Raw genomic sequence first — 16,806 nt, forward strand, 5'->3', positions numbered from 1 at the left:
CCGAGACCGACGGCGCGGGCGTTGGTGAAGACTTTGGAGACGACGGCGGCACGGGGAACGGTGCGGGTGGCGACAACAGGGAGGCGGGCTGTGGCGGTGGCTCCGGTCATAGCGGAGCGAAGACTAGATAAATCGTGAGCGTAGCTATATTGTTGAGCAATTTTACCCGCACCAACATCATAAACAGGTCTAATACCACTAGTAGCGAAATTTTCCCTTAATGGAATTAATTTACCAGTTGCATTATCAATAACTAACTGTGCGAATACTGGACTACTAATCAGAACTAATATGCTCAAAAAAACCAGATGGCGGATGAAATATGTCATATTTCCCGGTACCGAAAATAAAAAATGAATTATCCGAGAATAAAAGTTCAAAAGTTCCGTGTTTTTCAGACATCCTGTTATAGAAATTTGAAAACACAGAGAGCGGGATTTGTTCCGGTTTTTCCAATTCTCTATATATTTCATAAAAAACCCACGCAAGCGGTTTGCCTCTATAACGCGGCTCATAAGAGCGACGCATCAATTCATCTTCCGTTATCCAGAAACTATCTAAGTCTTTCATCTTAAATTCCTTCTATCACGTTGTTCGGACAAAAGGAATTTAACATGCCGCTCAATCTTTAAACAACATCACGCCCATCATCACTACCACGCCTAAACCCAAGTAAAAATAAAAGTCCAGCATTTCACTACCTTAGCTGTTTCTTGATTATGCCGAATACATACACTGCGGCCATGATGCCGAATAGATACCAGCCGAGCTCTGCGCCGTCTTGCAGGTTTTGAACGGGATCGCATTCAGGCAGGCTGATTTGCAGGGTTTGGCCGTTAAGCTGCCATTGGCCGTTGCTGTAAGTGGGTTGGTGCAATCTGCCGTCTTGGCCTACCGTGGGGACTATCAGGCTGAAATAATGGTTTTCGGCCTGTACTTTGTCGGCGATACATTGATTTCCTACCTGATAGCCCACGATATGCTCCTTATCGGATCATGCGTTTGACGATACCGATGACGAACAGGGCGGCAACCACACCGACCACGATCCAGCCGGCTTCGAGTCCGTCGGTTTTGGAAGCCTCAATGGAGGTTTTCACTTCCTGAGGTACGGCGGCGTAAGCGCTGGCTGCCCACAAGGGGAGGGTTACGATACAGCCGAGGGCGGCTGTTTTTGCTGCTTTGAGGTTCAACATTGCGTTTTCCTTTTAAGTTATCCGGGCGACTGCTTCGATTAACGCTGCCCGTGTGGCGTTAATTCTTGATTGGTGGGCGGCTTCTGAAAGGTTTAACGTCACCGGCCGCCCGGGCAGCGACAAAACCGGAATGCTTACTTGCTTCCTACCAGCGGTTTGAAGCTCATCACCTGATGCAGGGTTTTATTGCCCTTCTTCACCGGCATAATCTCGACTTCGGCTTCAAACGGCATCTTGCCGCGGTATTGCAGCAACTCCACGTGCTTATCGGCCAAGCCATATTCGCATTCGAGGGTGTCAAAGCCGAATTCGTTGGCGGAGCCTTCGAATACAGGAATTTCCACCACAATGCGGGTGTAATCGTAGGCTTGACCGTTTTCAGTCTGGCCTTTGTTCCATTTGATTTTCTTAACAGATACTTTCATTTCAGTTTCCTTTCGGTCGGGTGGTAAAAACAGGATTCAAGATGCTGTACGGCGTGGCATAACGGTCATATGCCCATTCCTCGTAAGTGCGATGACGGTAGTCTTCATCCGCCACTTGTCCAAACAGGGCATTCATCTGTTTCTGCTGCTTCAACAGCAAATATTCCTGCAAACTTCTATGCCGCAGGCGGGGCAAAGGCTTGGGCTCCAAGCTGGCGCCCAGTTTTTCGATGATTTCTATCTCGCTCAACGGCATGCGTTGATGGAGGTGGAAGAATCGCTCCCTTTCTTGCAGGAAGCGGCAATCAAACGCTTCCGGGGTCAGTCTTTTCGGCAAATCGGCTTGCGGATTGAACAAAACATCTATGATTTCGTCGTTGTCAAAGCCGAAATGCTTCAGCATGGCGATAGCGGGGCTGCACTGCATGCGAGCGTATTTGACGACATGCTCAAAGCCGATTTCCTGCTGCTTTTTTATGATTTCGCATTTCTCCGGCACATGGTTATAACGGGCAAACAGCTGTTCGAAAGCGGGATAAGCGCCGGTCAGGAATTCACCGGGGTTAATCAATACTTCGTGGTCAATCACGATATCCCGATTGCGCAGGCGGAATTCGACCCGCACCCACGGGCTGTTCGGATCTCCCTGTTCTTTGCCCTTTTCATAGCCGACCAGCACGCGGGAGCCGTTTTTCATGCTACCGATGACCACGGAGCGGCCGCGGTTCAATCCGGGCTGCTGCCAATCGGCACCGAGCAACTGGCATTGCGGGGTGGTAGTTCGAGCGGTAAAGCCGCCGTTTTGCCAATCGGCATACAGCTGATCCACGCTGTATTCACCGTTTAAAAAGTCATGCGACAGGTCGGCACGGGTAATGCGGGCATACGGGGCTTTATGCTGCATCCAGTCATATAAGCGGCGCTCCCAGCCATCCAATGCGGCAATCAGGCCGTGGCCGGTGAAGTGAATTAACACGGTTTCTTTCTGATTCCTGCCGCCGAAGGCGACATAACCGTAATTGACGGCTTCGCTGCCCATGTGCCACGACACGGCATAACCGTTCATGCCGTTCTTTTGGTAGGAAAGGCCGTAACCCATGATTTCGGCCAGTTCGGCGGAAACGGCTTGCGCCAGTTCTTCTTCGGTGCCCAATTGATCGGGCCGTAAGAAGACGGATTCGGCCACGGTAAAGCTGAGGGTGTCGATAAAAGCGGCAGTGCCGACCCCGCGCCGCAGGGGCAGGGATTTGGCCTTGCCGTTGACCATGACAATATGTTCGTAAATTTCGCTGACGGGTTTTTCGGCTTCAGACCCTTCTTTTCGTCCCCCCGTGTTACTAGCGGGGGCGGCTTGCGGCAGGCCGGTGCCGTGTCCGGCTGCGCCTGCCCCCGGCACCGGCCTGCCGCAAGCCGTTTCTGCCGTTTCAGGCAGGTTGGCAACCGTCTGATGATTAGTTTGATGGATTTCGGACATGGTTACAGCACCTCTTCCAAATAAAGCGATACGCCGAGCTGTTCGGCATGGCGGGTAGCATTCAGGCGGAATACGGGGGAAATATAAAGCCCGTCGGAAGGGAAGGCCGCGACATCGATCACGGTCGAGTTCTCTTCGGTCAGGGCGATAGACAGACAGCTCACTGTTTCTTTGAACAGGGAGCAGTAACGATTGGACAGGACTACGCAGGGATATTGGCGGGAAATGGCGACGGCGGTCATGAATAAAGCTCCTTTCAGTTAGCTGTGAAGGGAGCTTTATTCAGCCTTACTTGACGATGTTGGCTGATATGCCAAAGATACCGTGAAAATTAAAGCTCCACTAGGGAGCAAATATATAAGGCTACCTGAAAATGGAGAAACTGTTTCAGGTAGCCTTTAGCGTTGCTGGTGTATATTTTGTTGATGCTCTCTTGGTCAAACACAGCAAAGGCTACCTGAAAAATTTTAGGTAGCCTTTATGGCGGCGGGCGGTGTTATTCGGCCGCGGGAGAGTGGGTATCTGCTGCGGAGGCAACGGTTTGCGCTGCGGTTTGGGCGGCGGGCTGTTCGGCTGTGGTTTCGGCTTCGGCGGTGTTTGCCTCTGCGGCTGCGGTTTCTGCAGCTTGTTTTTCAGCCTGCTTGGCGGCTTGGCGGGCGAGCATCTCCTGCACGGCGGGGTGTTGCTTGGCGATTTCCTGCTCTTCGGGGGTGACTTCGCCTTTGAAGCGGTTGTTCAGGTCGAAACGTTTGCCGCCGCGTGCCAGCGATTTGAGGTAGCGCGGGCGGCGGCAGTGGTTGGAGAGGACTCGGGCGATCAAAGAGGGATCGTATTGGGGCAGGGCGGCCACGAGGTCTTTGTCGATGCCCAGCGCGAGCGGTTTGAAGCGTTTGAACACGTCGTATTTGCCGTAGATGTGGTCGGCGATGAGGTCGGTTTGCTTTTTCTTGCTCATGGTTTGCACGGCGGATTTGAGGGCGGCTCCCAAGGCGGTTTCTTGTGTCATGATGGGGTTTCTCGTGTGGGGAGGAAATGGCGGGATTGTGGCACAGAAGGGCGGTTTTGGCGAATAAAATCGGGCAAATATGGCGAAATACAACGCTTGCCGGCACGCTTTCAGGCAGCCTCTTTGCGGCAATCTTTATTCTGCCGCGGGCAGCTCCATGGCGAGCACGGTTTGCCGCTGCTGCTCGCGGAAGGCGGCGAGCTTGTCGGCCAATTCGGGGTTTTGGTTGGCGAGCAGGGCAACGGCAAACAGGGCGGCGTTGGCGGCGCCGGCTTCGCCGATGGCGAAGGTGGCCACGGGGATGCCTTTGGGCATCTGCACGATGGAGAGCAGGGAGTCTTCGCCGTGCAGGTATTTACTGGGCACGGGCACGCCGAGCACGGGTAGGGTGGTTTTGGCGGCCACCATGCCGGGCAGGTGGGCGGCGCCGCCGGCGCCTGCGATGATGGCCTGCAGGCCGCGCTCGCGGGCGGTTTCGGCGTATTCAAACATGAGGTCGGGCGTGCGGTGGGCGGAGACGACGCGGGTTTCGTGGGCGATGCCGAATTGGGTGAGGATGGCGGATGCGTGCTGCATCACGGCCCAGTCGCTGTTGCTGCCCATGATGATGCCGATTTGGGTCATTGGGTGTTCCTTGTTGGGGTTAAGAGGCTACCTGAAAAATTTTAGCTTTGCCAAAAATCAGCTAAAATTTTTCAGGTAGCCGGGAAGGGGTATTTTGGCTGCGCTTAAATCAGGCCATGGGCGCTGAGCTTTTTGCGCAGGGTGTTGCGGTTGAGGCCGAGCACTTGGGCGGCTTTGGATTGGTTGCCTTCGCAATGCGCCATCACGCAGCGCAGCAGGGGCAGCTCCACCTGTTGCAGCACCATGTGGTATACATCGTGGGCGGGCTGGCCGTCGAGGTCGGCAAAGTATTGCTGCAGGCTGTTTTCGATACAAGTGATGATATGGCTGTTCTGCCGGAGCATGGTTGCTCTCCTTATTATTGTGTGATGAAACCGTGAAACCGGGGTTTAGCCCCCGGTGCTCTGCCACCAGGGGCAGGGCCAATGTTCGTGTTGTGCGGACTGCGCGGCGAGGAAGGCGGCCAGGGCGTCGTATTGTGCGGCGGCGCTGTCGAGCGCGTTCAGGCGGCGGCGTTCACTTTCGCCTTCGGGCAGGTCGGCCAGATACCAGCCGATGTGTTTGCGGGCGATACGCATGCCAGTGGGCTCGCCGTAAAACTCGTGCATGGCGCGGATGTGGCCGAGCAGGGCTTCTGAGGCTACCTGAAAAGGCAGCGGCGGCGGCAGGCTGCCGTGTGCCAAATAGTGTGCCACGTCGCGGAACAGCCAGGGCCGGCCTTGGGCGGCGCGGCCGATCATGATGCCGTCGGCGCCGGTGCTGGCCAACACGCGCGCAGCTTTCTGCGGGCTGTCGATGTCGCCGTTGGCCCACACGGGGATGCGCAGGCGGCTTTTGGCTTCGGCAATCAGGCCGTATTCGGCTTGGCCGCGGTACATTTGGGTGCGGGTGCGGCCGTGGATGGCGATGGCGGCGATGCCGGCTTCTTCGGCCAGGCGGGCGATGGTGAGGATGTTTTTGTGTTCGTCGTGCCAGCCCAGGCGGGTTTTCAGCGTAACCGGCACATCTACGGCGCGCACCACGGCGTTTAAAATTTCGGCCACCAGCGGCTCGTTTTGCAACAGGGCGCTGCCGGCGAGCACTTGGCACACTTTCTTGGCCGGGCAGCCCATATTGATGTCGATCAGCTGCGCGCCCTGCGCTACGTTGTAGCGGGCGGCTTCGGCCATCTGGGCCGGGTTGCTGCCGGCAATCTGCACGGCTATCACGCCGCTTTCGCCGCTGTGGTCGGCGCGGCTGAGGGTTTTGCGCGTGTTTTGCAGCTCGGGGTTGCTGCTGATCATCTCGCCCACCGCCCAGCCGGCGCCGAATTGGCGCGCCAGCATGCGGAAGGGTTTGTCGGTGATGCCGGCCATCGGCGCGAGTGCCACGGCAGGGGAGACGGTGTAGGGGCCGATTTGCATAACGGTGCCGAATGTAAAGTTGGGATTGTACATTTTTCAAGCAGTTCCTCCAAGTGCGGCGCGGCGGGGAGGCTGCCTGAAAAACGGTTCCGGCTTGGTGCGTGCCATGATAATAATTTGAATTGTTTGATGGAAATTAATGCTTGCCGCGCCCGCCCGGCTTGCTTACAATGCGGCGCTTTATGTGTTGCCGCGATGATGGTTGCGTGGCGGCGGTTTTGCTTTTTTTGCTTTGCAAAAGCTGATATTTTTCAGGTAGCCGCGTTTGAGGCTACCTGAAAATGTCATCACGATAAACGGGATACACGCACTATGAATAAATCTTGGATAAGCAGCCTGATTGTGCTGCTGGCTTTGGCCGCTTGCGCCCAGGCGCAGGCGCAGACTCAGGCACAAGCGCGGGCGGCTTCGGCCGAACAGGCGGCTTGGGCGGAGCCGGTACACAAGGAATCCAACCTCTATCGGGTGGACGACAAACTCTATCGCGGCGAGCAGCCGGTGGCAGAAGATGCCGCGCGTTTGCAGTCGCTGGGCATCAAAAGCGTGGTCAACCTGCGCTATTTCAACCGCAGCGAAGACAGCAAAGTGTTGGCCGACCGGGGAATCGAGCTCTTCAACCGCCCGCTGCTCACTTGGCGGATTACCCCGCGCCAAGTGGCCGAAACGCTGTATCTGATCGAGCGGCGGCAGGCGGCCGGGCCGGTGTTGGTCCACTGCTACCACGGCGCCGACCGCACCGGCCTGATTGCGGGAATGTACCGCATCATCTATCAGGGCTGGAGCGTGGAGCGTGCCAAAAACGAAATGCGCCACGGCCCCTACGGCTTCCACAGCATCTGGCGCAATATCGAGGATTTGTTTACCGAAGAGAAGGTGGGCGAAGTGCGCGCGCATTTGCAGCAGCTGCGTGCACAGGCGGGCAGATGAAGGCTTGAGGCTACCTGAAAAACCATGTTTCGGTGCCGCCGAAACCGAGTTTCTGCGAAACTGAAACGCAAGCTTTGGTGAAGCGAAAGCACAAATAAAGAGGCTACCTGAAAATTTTTTCAGGTAGCCTTTGCCATGCGGCTTTATGAATGAGGGTTGCCCGGTTTCTTCAGGCGCAATGCTTCGCGCAAGGGGCCGTCGTGCAGCCAAATCATGGCGCACAGGCCGTAGAGGCAGGCGGAGGCGGGGGCGTTGCCGCTGCGCATCATGGCGAGGGCGGCCGGGTTTTGCCATGACCAATAAAGCCAATAGATGCCGTCCACGGAAAACCACATGCCGAACAGGGCGAGCGGCAGCCATTTCCATTGGCGGCGCGCCAGGGTGCGGGAGGTGATGGGGGCGAACAGGTAGGTGCTGAAGGCCATCAGGAAGCTGATGGGGATGTCCCAATCGGGGGCGGGCTGGAGGTAGGAGCCGGCGATTAGGATGGCGATGCCGCAGGCTAAGCTGAAGAGTTTCCAGGGGCGCAGGTAGTCGTGCAGGGAGATGAGGGGCATGGCGGGATAGTTTGCTGGTGGGGTTTGGTTTTGAGGAAACGGGGGTGCCGGGGGCGGATTGGCAGGTTAAAGGGCTTGGCATTTTAAATGCGTTGAAGCTTCGTTTTAGCTTCGCAGAAACTCGTCTTCCTTCGGAAACTTCGTTTTCAGGTAGCCTGAAGCCAGCCTGAAATTCCGTGCCACAACTGCCACGCCGCCCACAGGCTGACGGAAAGCCCGGCAAACAGGCGGAACAGGCGGTGTTGCAACAGCGGTTTGATTTGGCTGGCAAACAGTCCCATCGCCAGCAGGTTGGGCAGTGTGCCCAGGCCGAAGGCGAGCATCATCAGCGCACCGTCTGCCGCGCGGCTGCTGCCCAGGGCATACAGCGAGGCGCTGTACACCATGCCGCAGGGGAGCCAGCCCCACAACACGCCCACGCCGAAGCAGGCGGGCGTGTTTTTAATCGGCAGCAGGCGGTTGAGCAGCGGGTTGAGCCGCCGCCAGACGGGGCGGCCGAGTTTTTCCACCTGCGCGGCGTAGGCGTTGAGCCCGGCCAGATAGAGGCCGATAAGCAACAGCAGCAGGTTGGCGGCAAGGGAGAGGCCGTGTTGCAGCAGGCGGGTTTGGTCGAGCGAAATGCCGAATTGGCCGAGGCCGCCCAGCAGTAGGCCGATAAGGCTGTAGCTGGTGAGGCGGCCGAGGTTCATCAGCACAATCAGTTTCACGCGCCCCACCTGCGGCGGCAGTTGCAGGGCGAAAGCGGTGCTCAGCCCGCCGCACATGCCGGCGCAATGGCCGCCGCCGAGAAAACCGGTGGCGGCGAGGGAAAGCAGGGTGAGGGTGGAAACCATATTGCTGGCGGCCTTGGGAGGGGTTGAACTGGCGAAATAAAGGCTACCTGAAAAAGGGTTTGCCGTTTTCAGGTAGCCTTTGTTCACGGCAGGGGGTGGGTTTAAACGGTGGCAACATAGGCTACCTGAAAAATATTTTGGTCGGCCAATACGGGTTATCCGCTTTTCAGGTAGCCTGCTGGCGCGATGAGCCTGGGGTTTAAACCGGCTGCTTGGTGCCGAAAATCTTGTCGCCGGCATCGCCCAGGCCGGGGATGATGTAGCCGTTTTCGTTGAGGTGGCTGTCGAGCGCGGCGCTGTAGATTTTCACGTCGGGGTGTTTTTCGTTGACCAGCTTCACGCCTTCGGGCGCGGCCACGAGCACCAGGGCGGTGATGTTGCGGCAGCCTTTTTTCTTCAGCAAGTCGATGGTGGCTACCATGGAGCCGCCGGTGGCGAGCATGGGGTCGAGGATCATGGCGGGGCGTTTGTCCATCTTGCTCACCAGTTTTTCGAAGTAGGAAACGGGCTGCAGGGTTTCTTCGTCGCGCTGGAGGCCGACCACGCTGATTTTGGCGGTGGGCAAAAGGTCGAGCACGCCGTCGAGCATGCCCAGGCCGGCGCGCAAAATCGGCACCACGGTGATGGTTTTGCCTTTAATCTGCTGGCCTTCGATGCGGCCGCACCAGCCTTCGATGGACAAGGGCTCGGTTTCCAAGTGGCGGCTGGCTTCATAGGCCATCAGGCGGGCGAGCTCTTTCACCAGGGTGCGGAATTGGTAGGTGTTGCAGCTGGCTTTGCGCATCAGGGTGATTTTGTGTTTGATCAGGGGGTGGTCGATAACGGTGATGTTCATTTGTGTCTCCTTTGATTGTTTTGGCGGGGCGTATTGTAGCGCAAGGGCAGGGGCGGAAAAAGCGGCGGCACGGGCAGGGCGGCGGCATCGGGCGGGCGAATTGTTTTCAGGCGCTGTTTTGCCTACAATCCGCCTGCCGCAGATTAAATGCCGAAACAGCGGTGTTATCTCGCAACGATAAACCTGTGCGGGCGGCGTGCCGATTCCGTATGCAGTTTTGCCTTTATGATGCGCGCTCGGTTTGGCTCAGGCGCTGCCAAGCGGCTGTGCCCATGCCGAAACTTTGAATTAGCTCATTCGGTAGAGCATAAGACTGTAAATCTTAGTGTAGCGGGTTCGATTCCCGCATTCAAAACCAATGGTTTAAGAGAGCAATCTCGAGGGGGTTCGAGTCCCCCCTTTGTTATGGGAACAAAGTAGTATCTGGCAATACCCGGCAGTACCCGCAATTTGCGCCGCCCGCCTTTTGCCTTGCGCCGCGCTGTGCCGTTTGGCAGCAACGCACAGGGCAAACCGGCCTCTTGGCCGCAGGCACGGCTGAAGCGGCAGCGGGCAAGCCCGTTTCCCCCGCAGAACGGTTTAGGCAGGATGTGAAACCTATGCGGGCGGATGGCTGGGCAGCAACAATAGCCATCCATCCCAGGCAACCGGCTTGTTCCCCGCCACCCACACGCTGCCTGCTGCCAATCAGGCCGGCACGGCGGCAGCGCAGATTGCCCCATTTTTATTTTCAGGTAGCCTCACTATGTTTCTAAAGGCTACCTGAAAACTCAAGCTTGCAAATTTTCAAACACGGAAAACATCATGTTCTTCAGCAAACTCAAGCTCCTTCCCAACGAGCGTGCCATCATTGTGTTCGACGGCAGCCTGCACGGCATCCGCGGCAGCGGCAAGCATACCGTGTGGCACCTTGGCAAAAAATGCGAAACGATCGTAAACAAAATGGACAGCCTGGCCGTGCAATGGAACGGAGCGGCGGCCTGCCTGCGCTTCCAACGCGCCAAAGCCGATCAATTCTGGCAAATCATCGATAGCCCCATCGGCACCGACACATTGGTGTGGCACGACCGCTACCTCACACCGCAAATCATCCCCAGCGGTGAGAGCCGCGCCTTCTGGAAGCCGGAAAGCGGCGAAATCCACACCTGCCCCTTGCCGCAAGACGCCTTCAGGCTACCTGAAAACGTGGAAGCCGCCCTGTTGCAGCAGCCGAAATTGCAGGCGCCGCTGAAAAAATACACCGTGAGCGCCGACGAAAAAATGCTGGTGTCGGTGCGCGGCGAGTTGCAGGCCGTGTTCGGCACAGGCGAATATGTGCTGCACCTATCGGCGGGAAACGACATGAAGGTCTTGTTTGCCAACAGCCGTCAGCCCGTGTTCGACGATGCCGCCGCAGTGCAGGTGTGGGCGAAAAACAATCCCGCGCTGGTGGCCGAGCATTTCGAATGTGTCGAAGCCGGGGCAGACGAGCTGAAACTGTATTTCGTGGGCGGCAAACTGGCGGGCTACATCGCGCCCGACACCTGCGCCTATTTCTGGAAGCAGGCCGCCGCGCCGTATGCCGTCCAAACCGTTGATCTGAAAAACGGCCTGCGGATTGATGCCGACACGCAGGCCAAGCTCAAAGCCGCTGATTTCTGGCGGAGCAGCCTGGCCGATATCGTGTATTTCTTCCAAGTGCCCGCCCAGCACCAAGGCCTGCTGTATATCAATCAGGAGCTGCAGCCCGTGCTGCCCGCCGGCGAGTATTACTATTGGTCGGCCAACCGCGAGCTGCACGCCGAAATCATCGACCTGCGCCCGCAAACCTGCGAAATTTCCGGCCAGGAGCTGCTGAGCGAAGATAAAGTTACCCTGCGCGTGAACGCCGTGTGCAACTACCGCGTTACCGATGCGCCGCTGTGGCTGGCCCAGCACCGCGAGCCGGAGCAATACCTCTACCGCGAGCTGCAATTCGCCATCCGCGCCGTGGTGGGCGGCAAAACGATGGACCAGCTTTTGGCCGACAAACAGGCCATCGACGCCGAGCTTTCCGCCGCCATGCGCGCCAAAAACCTGCGCGGCATCGAAATCAGCGACGCCGGCGTGAAAGACATCATCCTGCCCGGCGAAATCCGCAGCATCCTCACCCGCGTGGTGGAAGCCGAAAAGTCCGCGCTGGCCAACAACATCCGCCGCCGCGAAGAAACCGCGTCCACCCGCTCGCTGCTCAACACCGCGCGCGTGATGGAGGAAAACCCGGTGGCCCTGCGCCTGAAAGAGCTGGAAACGCTGGAGAAGGTAACCGAGAAAATCGACAAGATTTCCGTGTATGGCGGCTTGGACGGCGTGCTCAACGGGCTGATCAACATCAACACGCCGAAGCAGTAGGCGAAAATTTCAGGTAGCCCCTGCGCGGATAGGGGCTACCTGAAAATTTTGGCTTTGCCGAAACCACACTGTGCCGCCTTTTTTGTTTTAACTTCGTTGAAACTGCGTTTTAGCTTCGCAAGGCATCGCTTTCAGCTGGCCTCACCGCCGCAGATTTCCCCTATAATACCGTTTCCCACACCATTGCAAAGGAATACATCATGACCGAAGCCGAATTCTCCGCCTGGAGCATGAAAATCGGCCTCAGTGTGCTGGTTTTGTTTATCGGTTTTATCATTTGGGATTTGGGCAAGAAATCCGGCGCCAGCAAGTTCGGCATGGCCGTGCTGTTTTTTGTGCTCGGGCTGGGCGTGATGGGCTTCCTGCTGAAAGAAGTGCTGGTGAATTTGGTGTTGAACTGAGACGGCTTCGGGCTGGCTGAAGGTGAGCGTTCCGTAAGGAGCGGAGCTTCTGCGAAGCGGAAACGAGGTTTCGATGCAGTTGCAGCCGTGTTTCTGCAAAGCTGAAATTTTCAGGTAGCCTTTAGCGTGCGGCCGATTGCCGGAAACTATAAGCACTATTGCCGCGCCGCCCTTGTTATTTTGCCGCAAAACCCTTATCTTGCCGGGCATCAGCCAATCCCTATCTGAAAAGGACAAAACATGAGCAATCTGATTACCCATTCCTCCGACGCCGCCTTCGAACAAGACGTGCTGAAATCCGACCTGCCCGTATTGCTGGATTTCTGGGCACCCTGGTGCGGCCCCTGCAAAATGATTGCCCCGATCTTGGACGACATCGCCGAAGAGTTGCAAGGCAAGTTGAAAGTGGTGAAAATCAACATCGACGACAACGAGCAAACCCCCGCCCAATTCGGCGTGCGCGGCATCCCCACGCTGATGGTGTTCAACAACGGCCAGCGCGTGGCCACCAAGGTGGGCGCCCTGAGCAAAGGCCAGCTCGTCGATTTCCTCAATGCTTCCCTGTAAAGCAAAATCCCGCGCCACCGCCGCTTTGCCGGCGGTGGCCTTTCTTGACAATCCCCGGGCAAAATCCTAGAATGCCGCCCGTTTTATCGCCCGGCCTTTCCGGCTTGCGGCAAGCAGTTAATTTTCTCAGGCGCGCGCCGCCGCAAAATTCTTAAAGTTTCCATCCCGCTTCCATTTCTGCACACATCTTTCACCTCCCCCGCAATCTGAACCGCCGTTCATATCGCCCCCCATTCCATATTTTTTATTCGACAACACAACCCTATGCACGTTTCCGAACTACAAACCCAGCATATTTCCAAACTGCTGGAAATGGCCGAGCAACACGGAATTGAAAACGCCAACCGCCTGCGCAAACAAGATTTGGTTTTCGCCATCGTCCGCCACATGATGAAGCAGGGCGAAAGCTTCACCTGCTCCGGCACGCTCGAAATCCTGCCCGACGGCTTCGGCTTCCTGCGCAGCACCGACACTTCCTATCTGGCCAGCCCCGACGACATTTATGTGTCGCCCAACCAGATCCGCCGCTTCAACCTGCACACCGGCGACACCATCGAAGGCAGCGTGCGCGTGCCCAAAGACAACGAACGCTATTTCGCCCTGGTGCGCCTTGACACCATCAACGGCGACGACCCGGAAGTGTGCAAACACAAGATTCTGTTTGAAAACCTCACCCCGCTGTTTCCCACCCGCCCGCTCAAGCTGGAGCGCGATATCAAAGCCGAGGAAAACATCACCGCCCGCGCCATCGATTTGGTTTCCCCCATTGGCATGGGGCAGCGCGCCCTCTTGGTGGCACCGCCGAAAACCGGTAAAACCGTGATGCTGCAAAACATTGCCCACGCCATCACCGCCAACTATCCCGACGTGGTGCTGATTGTGCTGCTGATTGACGAGCGCCCGGAAGAGGTAACCGAGATGACCCGTTCCGTGCGCGGTGAAGTGGTGGCTTCCACCTTCGACGAGCCGGCCGCACGCCATGTGCAGGTGGCCGAGATGGTGATTGAAAAAGCCAAGCGTATGGTGGAACACAAAAAAGATGTGGTGATCCTGCTCGATTCCATCACCCGCCTCGCCCGCGCCTACAACGCCGTCGCCCCCACTTCCGGCAAAATCCTCACCGGCGGCATGGACGCCAACGCGCTGCACCGCCCCAAACGCTTCTTCGGCGCCGCCCGCAATATCGAAGAAGGCGGCTCGCTCACCATCATCGCCACCGCGTTGGTGGAAACCGGCAGCCGCATGGACGACGTGATTTTCGAAGAGTTCAAAGGCACCGGCAACATGGAGCTGCACCTCGACCGCCGCATGGCCGAGAAACGCGTGTTCCCCGCCATCAACATCAATAAATCCGGCACCCGCCGCGAAGAGTTGCTCGTGTCCAACGACCAGCTCCAGCGCATGTGGTTGTTGCGCAAATTCCTGCATCCGATGGACGATTTGGAAGCCACCGAGTTTCTGGTGGGCAAGCTTAAAGACAGCAAAACCAACGACGAATTTTTCGAGCTGATGCGTGGCAAATAAGCCCAGTATTATATTTTCAGGTAGCCCCAACAAAGGCTACCTGAAAACTAATCAGCCCCGCTGCACACTCAAACCGATACGGGAAACAAGCCAAGCCAATCATTTAAACCCCAGCCTACAGCCGCCAAAAGGCTACCTGAAAAGCAAAATGACCACCCTCGATTACGAAGACAGCCGCACCCTGTGGCAAACCATCCTGGCCGAAACCGCCGAAGCCGCCGAAAGCGAGCCCATGCTGGCCAGCTTCCTGCATCAAACCGTATTGCGCCACAGCAGCATCGACCGCGTGCTCGCCTTCCATCTCTCCAGCAAGCTCACCAGCCCCGTGATGGACAGCCGCGCACTCAACGAAATCTTCTTCCAAGCCCTCAGCAGCGACACCCGTATCTCCAAAGCCATGCAGGCCGACATCATCGCCTACTACGAGCGCGACCCCGCCTGCGACGCCTACTACTTGCCGCTGCTCTACTACAAAGGCTTCCACGCCGTACAGGCCCACCGCATCAACCACTGGCTGTGGCAGCACGGCCGCAAAACCCTCGCCTACTTCCTGCAAAACCGCGCCTCCGAAGTATTCGGCATCGACATCCACCCCGCCGCCCGCTTCGGCCACGGCATCATGCTCGACCACGGCACCGGCCTCGTGGTGGGCGAAACCGCCGTGCTCGGCAACGACATCTCCATCCTGCACGGCGTCACCCTCGGCGGCTCCGGCAAAGAAGGCGGCGACCGACACCCCAAAATCAACGACGGCGTGATGATTGGCGCCAACGCCTCCATCCTCGGCAACATCCGCGTGAACGAATGCGCCAAAGTGGGTGCCGGCAGCGTGGTGGTAAACGACGTGCCCGCCCACAGCACCGTGGTCGGCGTGCCCGCCCGCGTGATCGGGCAGGGCAACGTGCGCCCCTCCGCCGATATGGACCAAAGCCTAGATGCATAAGGGCTGTGGTATCAAGGCTACCTGAAAAGGGCTAGAAGGCAAAACGGAGGATTTCATTCCTTTTGCCTTCTAGCCCTTTTCAGGTAGCCCCTACCCCTATTTCTCTACCGGCGGCAACGTTGCTGCTTCTGCCATGCCCTTTTCTTGCTCCACCCTATCAGACTGTTTCTGCTGCAATTCCTCGCGAAGCCGCTGGCGGAAGCGCCCTGCTGCAAAGTGGTAGAATGGCTGCGGGCAGAACTGCCGCGCAATGATCGATGCCGCAATCGACGACACCAGCATCCAAAAGAGTAGCGACTGACTGCCTGTCATTTCCATCACAATCACACTGGCCGTGAGCGGCGCCTGCGTGGCTGCCGCCAAAAATGCCGCCATACACAACAACGCCAAAATCGCCACCGGCGCCGTATCGCCGCCAATTTGCGCGATATGCACGCCCAACACCGCACCGATGGCCAGCGACGGCGTGAAAATCCCACCTGGAATGCCCGCCCAATATGACAGCACCGTAGCCGCCCATTTCGCTCCGGCCAGGCCGGGCGTTAAATCAGTGTGCCCATGCAGCGAAGCGGCCGCGATATCGTAGCCCGTGCCATAAGTTTGGCCGTTAAACAACACGCCTAGCGCCGCCAGCATCAGGCCGAAAATGCCTGCCAGCCAAATCGGGTGCCGCCGCATCCAATTGCGCCATTTCGGCAGCGCCAGCCATGTTGCCCCCTTGCTCAAAAAGCGGGCAAACAAACCGCCCGCCACGCCGCATACCGCCGCGCACAACAGCGCCCACGGCAACATATTTTCCACCGGTTGCCCGGCATTAAAGCCCTGAAAATAAGTGCTGTTCCCCTCAATCGCCACCAAGAAGAAACCCGAAGCCAGCACACCGATGAAAATCTGCCGCTCCCAATGCAGCGATACCGAGCGGCCCAGCTCCTCAATCGCAAAAATCACCCCGGCCAGCGGCGCATTAAACGCTGCGGCCAAACCGCCGGCAGCGCCAGCCGCCAGCAGTTCCTTCTCCTGCAGGCGTTTGAAGGCCAGATTATAGTGTTTGCACCAACTGCCCCAGGCCAGCATCACTGCCGCGCCCACCTGCACCGACGGCCCTTCACGCCCGATGGAAGCGCCGGCCAACATGCCCAAGAAGGTGAGCGGGATTTTTAAGATCGTTCGCCCCAGTGCCACCAAACGGTTGCCGCCTTTCACCTTCGGCATCGACAACGTGGCCAGCACTTGGGGAATACCGCTGCCTGCCGTATAAGGCGCATAGCGGCGCGTCAGCCACACAATCAGCATCAGCCCCAAAGGCAGCACCGCAAACGCCGCCAGAGGATATTGCCGCGACCACTCCCGATTCAGCTCCAACGCATAATCCGCCAGCTTGGCGAAGCCCAGCGATACCAGTGACACCAGCGCCGCGCCCACCAGCAAGAGAATCACTGCTGCCGTTTTGCGCGACAGCCGCTGTGTCTGCTTGATTTTATGCGACAAAGCCCTGCCGATTTTGCCGCTCATCCTGATGCCTAATCGTTTCATACTGTTTCAATCCGGTGCGCTTCGGAAATATTTTTGCCTTCAGCAAATTGACGAATATTCCGAACCGCAATAAATGGTAAAGTTACACAAATATTTCTTTGCATATTATAGCAAACCGTATTCCAACGGTAAGCTGCCATACTGCCCTCCTTTGCCGGCGCCCGATGTGGGCAAATAAAATTCCCAAT

General features: G+C 57.5%; 22 protein-coding genes and 1 tRNA gene. 7 read left to right on the top strand and 16 right to left on the bottom strand.

Annotation, left to right across the window (positions count from 1 at the left end; genetic code table 11):
• The 11 genes from H9Q10_RS06800 to dusB all read right to left on the bottom strand — a co-directional run.
• The coding region (locus H9Q10_RS06800) for a hypothetical protein (protein WP_197903219.1) at positions 1–329 on the bottom strand (329 nt) is incomplete at its 3' end.
• Positions 277–570 carry a hypothetical protein gene (locus H9Q10_RS06805; RefSeq protein ID WP_197903220.1) on the bottom strand — a complete coding sequence of 98 codons (294 nt, stop codon included), beginning with the start codon at positions 568–570 and terminating at the stop codon, positions 277–279. The genes H9Q10_RS06800 and H9Q10_RS06805, both read right to left, overlap by 53 nt.
• 127 nt (positions 571–697) lie before the next feature.
• Positions 698–976 carry a ubiquitin family protein gene (locus H9Q10_RS06810; RefSeq protein ID WP_197903221.1) on the bottom strand — a complete coding sequence of 93 codons (279 nt, stop codon included), beginning with the start codon at positions 974–976 and terminating at the stop codon, positions 698–700.
• A 10-nt stretch (positions 977–986) separates the two neighbouring features.
• Entirely contained in the window at positions 987–1,196 is a 210-nt protein-coding gene (locus tag H9Q10_RS06815; protein WP_197903222.1) for a major capsid protein, read from the bottom strand.
• 134 nt (positions 1,197–1,330) lie between these two features.
• Positions 1,331–1,621, bottom strand: a complete 291-nt coding sequence (locus tag H9Q10_RS06820; protein WP_197903223.1) for a hypothetical protein — start codon at positions 1,619–1,621, stop codon at positions 1,331–1,333.
• Position 1,622: 1 nt separating this feature from the next.
• Positions 1,623–3,095 (bottom strand): replication initiation factor domain-containing protein, encoded by a 1,473-nt coding sequence (locus tag H9Q10_RS06825; protein ID WP_197903224.1) that lies wholly within the window; start codon positions 3,093–3,095, stop codon positions 1,623–1,625.
• A 2-nt stretch (positions 3,096–3,097) separates the two neighbouring features.
• On the bottom strand, positions 3,098–3,337 hold the full coding sequence (locus H9Q10_RS06830; RefSeq protein WP_197903225.1) for a hypothetical protein: 240 nt from the start codon (positions 3,335–3,337) through the stop codon (positions 3,098–3,100).
• Positions 3,338–3,591: 254 nt separating this feature from the next.
• On the bottom strand, positions 3,592–4,101 hold the full coding sequence (locus H9Q10_RS06835; protein ID WP_197903226.1) for a ProQ/FINO family protein: 510 nt from the start codon (positions 4,099–4,101) through the stop codon (positions 3,592–3,594).
• 135 nt (positions 4,102–4,236) lie between these two features.
• Positions 4,237–4,725: a 5-(carboxyamino)imidazole ribonucleotide mutase gene (purE, locus tag H9Q10_RS06840; protein WP_197903227.1), complete on the bottom strand. Its 489-nt coding sequence runs from the start codon at positions 4,723–4,725 to the stop codon at positions 4,237–4,239.
• Positions 4,726–4,829: 104 nt separating this feature from the next.
• Complete coding sequence (locus H9Q10_RS06845) at positions 4,830–5,069, bottom strand: helix-turn-helix domain-containing protein (RefSeq protein ID WP_197903228.1); 240 nt, start codon at positions 5,067–5,069, stop codon at positions 4,830–4,832.
• Positions 5,070–5,114: 45 nt separating this feature from the next.
• Positions 5,115–6,128, bottom strand: coding sequence for a tRNA dihydrouridine synthase DusB (gene dusB, locus H9Q10_RS06850; protein ID WP_197903447.1), 1,014 nt, complete (start codon positions 6,126–6,128; stop codon positions 5,115–5,117).
• A gap of 312 nt (positions 6,129–6,440) precedes the next feature.
• Here dusB and H9Q10_RS06855 point away from each other — a divergent pair, with 312 nt between their 5' ends.
• Positions 6,441–7,055, top strand: coding sequence for a fused DSP-PTPase phosphatase/NAD kinase-like protein (locus H9Q10_RS06855; RefSeq protein ID WP_197903229.1), 615 nt, complete (start codon positions 6,441–6,443; stop codon positions 7,053–7,055).
• Between the two features lie 143 nt (positions 7,056–7,198).
• On the opposite strand, the gene H9Q10_RS06860 is transcribed toward H9Q10_RS06855, so the two are convergent.
• The 3 genes from H9Q10_RS06860 to upp all read right to left on the bottom strand — a co-directional run bounded on the left by H9Q10_RS06860 (position 7,199) and on the right by upp (position 9,280).
• The gene (locus H9Q10_RS06860) at positions 7,199–7,612 is read right to left on the bottom strand and encodes a hypothetical protein (protein WP_197903230.1); all 414 of its coding nucleotides are present in this window, start codon (positions 7,610–7,612) and stop codon (positions 7,199–7,201) included.
• 146 nt (positions 7,613–7,758) lie between these two features.
• On the bottom strand, positions 7,759–8,445 hold the full coding sequence (locus H9Q10_RS06865) for a sulfite exporter TauE/SafE family protein (protein WP_197903231.1): 687 nt from the start codon (positions 8,443–8,445) through the stop codon (positions 7,759–7,761).
• 199 nt (positions 8,446–8,644) lie between these two features.
• A complete protein-coding gene (gene upp, locus H9Q10_RS06870) occupies positions 8,645–9,280 on the bottom strand; it encodes a uracil phosphoribosyltransferase (protein WP_197903232.1) in 636 nt (211 codons plus the stop codon).
• Positions 9,281–9,562: 282 nt separating this feature from the next.
• Between upp and H9Q10_RS06875 the strand changes: the two genes are divergently transcribed.
• The 6 genes from H9Q10_RS06875 to cysE all read left to right on the top strand — a co-directional run bounded on the left by H9Q10_RS06875 (position 9,563) and on the right by cysE (position 15,085).
• A tRNA-Tyr gene (locus H9Q10_RS06875) sits at positions 9,563–9,638 on the top strand.
• Positions 9,639–10,084: 446 nt separating this feature from the next.
• A complete protein-coding gene (locus H9Q10_RS06880) occupies positions 10,085–11,650 on the top strand; it encodes a slipin family protein (protein ID WP_197903233.1) in 1,566 nt (521 codons plus the stop codon).
• Positions 11,651–11,850: 200 nt separating this feature from the next.
• Positions 11,851–12,051 (top strand): DUF2788 domain-containing protein, encoded by a 201-nt coding sequence (locus H9Q10_RS06885; protein ID WP_197903234.1) that lies wholly within the window; start codon positions 11,851–11,853, stop codon positions 12,049–12,051.
• Positions 12,052–12,291: 240 nt separating this feature from the next.
• Complete coding sequence (gene trxA, locus H9Q10_RS06890; protein WP_197903235.1) at positions 12,292–12,618, top strand: thioredoxin TrxA; 327 nt, start codon at positions 12,292–12,294, stop codon at positions 12,616–12,618.
• Positions 12,619–12,882: 264 nt separating this feature from the next.
• Positions 12,883–14,142, top strand: coding sequence for a transcription termination factor Rho (rho, locus tag H9Q10_RS06895; protein ID WP_197903236.1), 1,260 nt, complete (start codon positions 12,883–12,885; stop codon positions 14,140–14,142).
• A 148-nt stretch (positions 14,143–14,290) separates the two neighbouring features.
• Positions 14,291–15,085: a serine O-acetyltransferase gene (gene cysE, locus H9Q10_RS06900; protein ID WP_197903237.1), complete on the top strand. Its 795-nt coding sequence runs from the start codon at positions 14,291–14,293 to the stop codon at positions 15,083–15,085.
• Positions 15,086–15,181: 96 nt separating this feature from the next.
• Here cysE and H9Q10_RS06905 read toward each other — a convergent pair whose 3' ends face one another.
• Both H9Q10_RS06905 and H9Q10_RS06910 read right to left on the bottom strand, forming a co-directional pair.
• The gene (locus tag H9Q10_RS06905; protein ID WP_238480162.1) at positions 15,182–16,597 is read right to left on the bottom strand and encodes a chloride channel protein; all 1,416 of its coding nucleotides are present in this window, start codon (positions 16,595–16,597) and stop codon (positions 15,182–15,184) included.
• Between the two features lie 17 nt (positions 16,598–16,614).
• On the bottom strand, positions 16,615–16,758 hold the full coding sequence (locus H9Q10_RS06910; protein ID WP_197903239.1) for a hypothetical protein: 144 nt from the start codon (positions 16,756–16,758) through the stop codon (positions 16,615–16,617).
• Between the last annotated feature and the right edge of the window lie 48 nt (positions 16,759–16,806).

The organism is Eikenella glucosivorans, assembly GCF_016025525.2.
Lineage (GTDB): Bacteria > Pseudomonadota > Gammaproteobacteria > Burkholderiales > Neisseriaceae > Eikenella > Eikenella glucosivorans.

Coding starts and splice junctions, on each gene's coding strand:
- H9Q10_RS06805 (WP_197903220.1), bottom strand. CDS start 570: ATGAAAGACTTAGATAGTTTCTGGATAACGGAAGATGAATTGATGCGT.
- H9Q10_RS06815 (WP_197903222.1), bottom strand. CDS start 1,196: ATGTTGAACCTCAAAGCAGCAAAAACAGCCGCCCTCGGCTGTATCGTA.
- H9Q10_RS06820 (WP_197903223.1), bottom strand. CDS start 1,621: ATGAAAGTATCTGTTAAGAAAATCAAATGGAACAAAGGCCAGACTGAA.
- H9Q10_RS06825 (WP_197903224.1), bottom strand. CDS start 3,095: ATGTCCGAAATCCATCAAACTAATCATCAGACGGTTGCCAACCTGCCT.
- H9Q10_RS06830 (WP_197903225.1), bottom strand. CDS start 3,337: ATGACCGCCGTCGCCATTTCCCGCCAATATCCCTGCGTAGTCCTGTCC.
- H9Q10_RS06835 (WP_197903226.1), bottom strand. CDS start 4,101: ATGACACAAGAAACCGCCTTGGGAGCCGCCCTCAAATCCGCCGTGCAA.
- purE (WP_197903227.1), bottom strand. CDS start 4,725: ATGACCCAAATCGGCATCATCATGGGCAGCAACAGCGACTGGGCCGTG.
- H9Q10_RS06845 (WP_197903228.1), bottom strand. CDS start 5,069: ATGCTCCGGCAGAACAGCCATATCATCACTTGTATCGAAAACAGCCTG.
- dusB (WP_197903447.1), bottom strand. CDS start 6,128: ATGCAAATCGGCCCCTACACCGTCTCCCCTGCCGTGGCACTCGCGCCG.
- H9Q10_RS06855 (WP_197903229.1), top strand. CDS start 6,441: ATGAATAAATCTTGGATAAGCAGCCTGATTGTGCTGCTGGCTTTGGCC.
- H9Q10_RS06860 (WP_197903230.1), bottom strand. CDS start 7,612: ATGCCCCTCATCTCCCTGCACGACTACCTGCGCCCCTGGAAACTCTTC.
- H9Q10_RS06865 (WP_197903231.1), bottom strand. CDS start 8,445: ATGGTTTCCACCCTCACCCTGCTTTCCCTCGCCGCCACCGGTTTTCTC.
- upp (WP_197903232.1), bottom strand. CDS start 9,280: ATGAACATCACCGTTATCGACCACCCCCTGATCAAACACAAAATCACC.
- H9Q10_RS06880 (WP_197903233.1), top strand. CDS start 10,085: ATGTTCTTCAGCAAACTCAAGCTCCTTCCCAACGAGCGTGCCATCATT.
- H9Q10_RS06885 (WP_197903234.1), top strand. CDS start 11,851: ATGACCGAAGCCGAATTCTCCGCCTGGAGCATGAAAATCGGCCTCAGT.
- trxA (WP_197903235.1), top strand. CDS start 12,292: ATGAGCAATCTGATTACCCATTCCTCCGACGCCGCCTTCGAACAAGAC.
- rho (WP_197903236.1), top strand. CDS start 12,883: ATGCACGTTTCCGAACTACAAACCCAGCATATTTCCAAACTGCTGGAA.
- cysE (WP_197903237.1), top strand. CDS start 14,291: ATGACCACCCTCGATTACGAAGACAGCCGCACCCTGTGGCAAACCATC.
- H9Q10_RS06905 (WP_238480162.1), bottom strand. CDS start 16,597: ATGAGCGGCAAAATCGGCAGGGCTTTGTCGCATAAAATCAAGCAGACA.
- H9Q10_RS06910 (WP_197903239.1), bottom strand. CDS start 16,758: ATGGCAGCTTACCGTTGGAATACGGTTTGCTATAATATGCAAAGAAAT.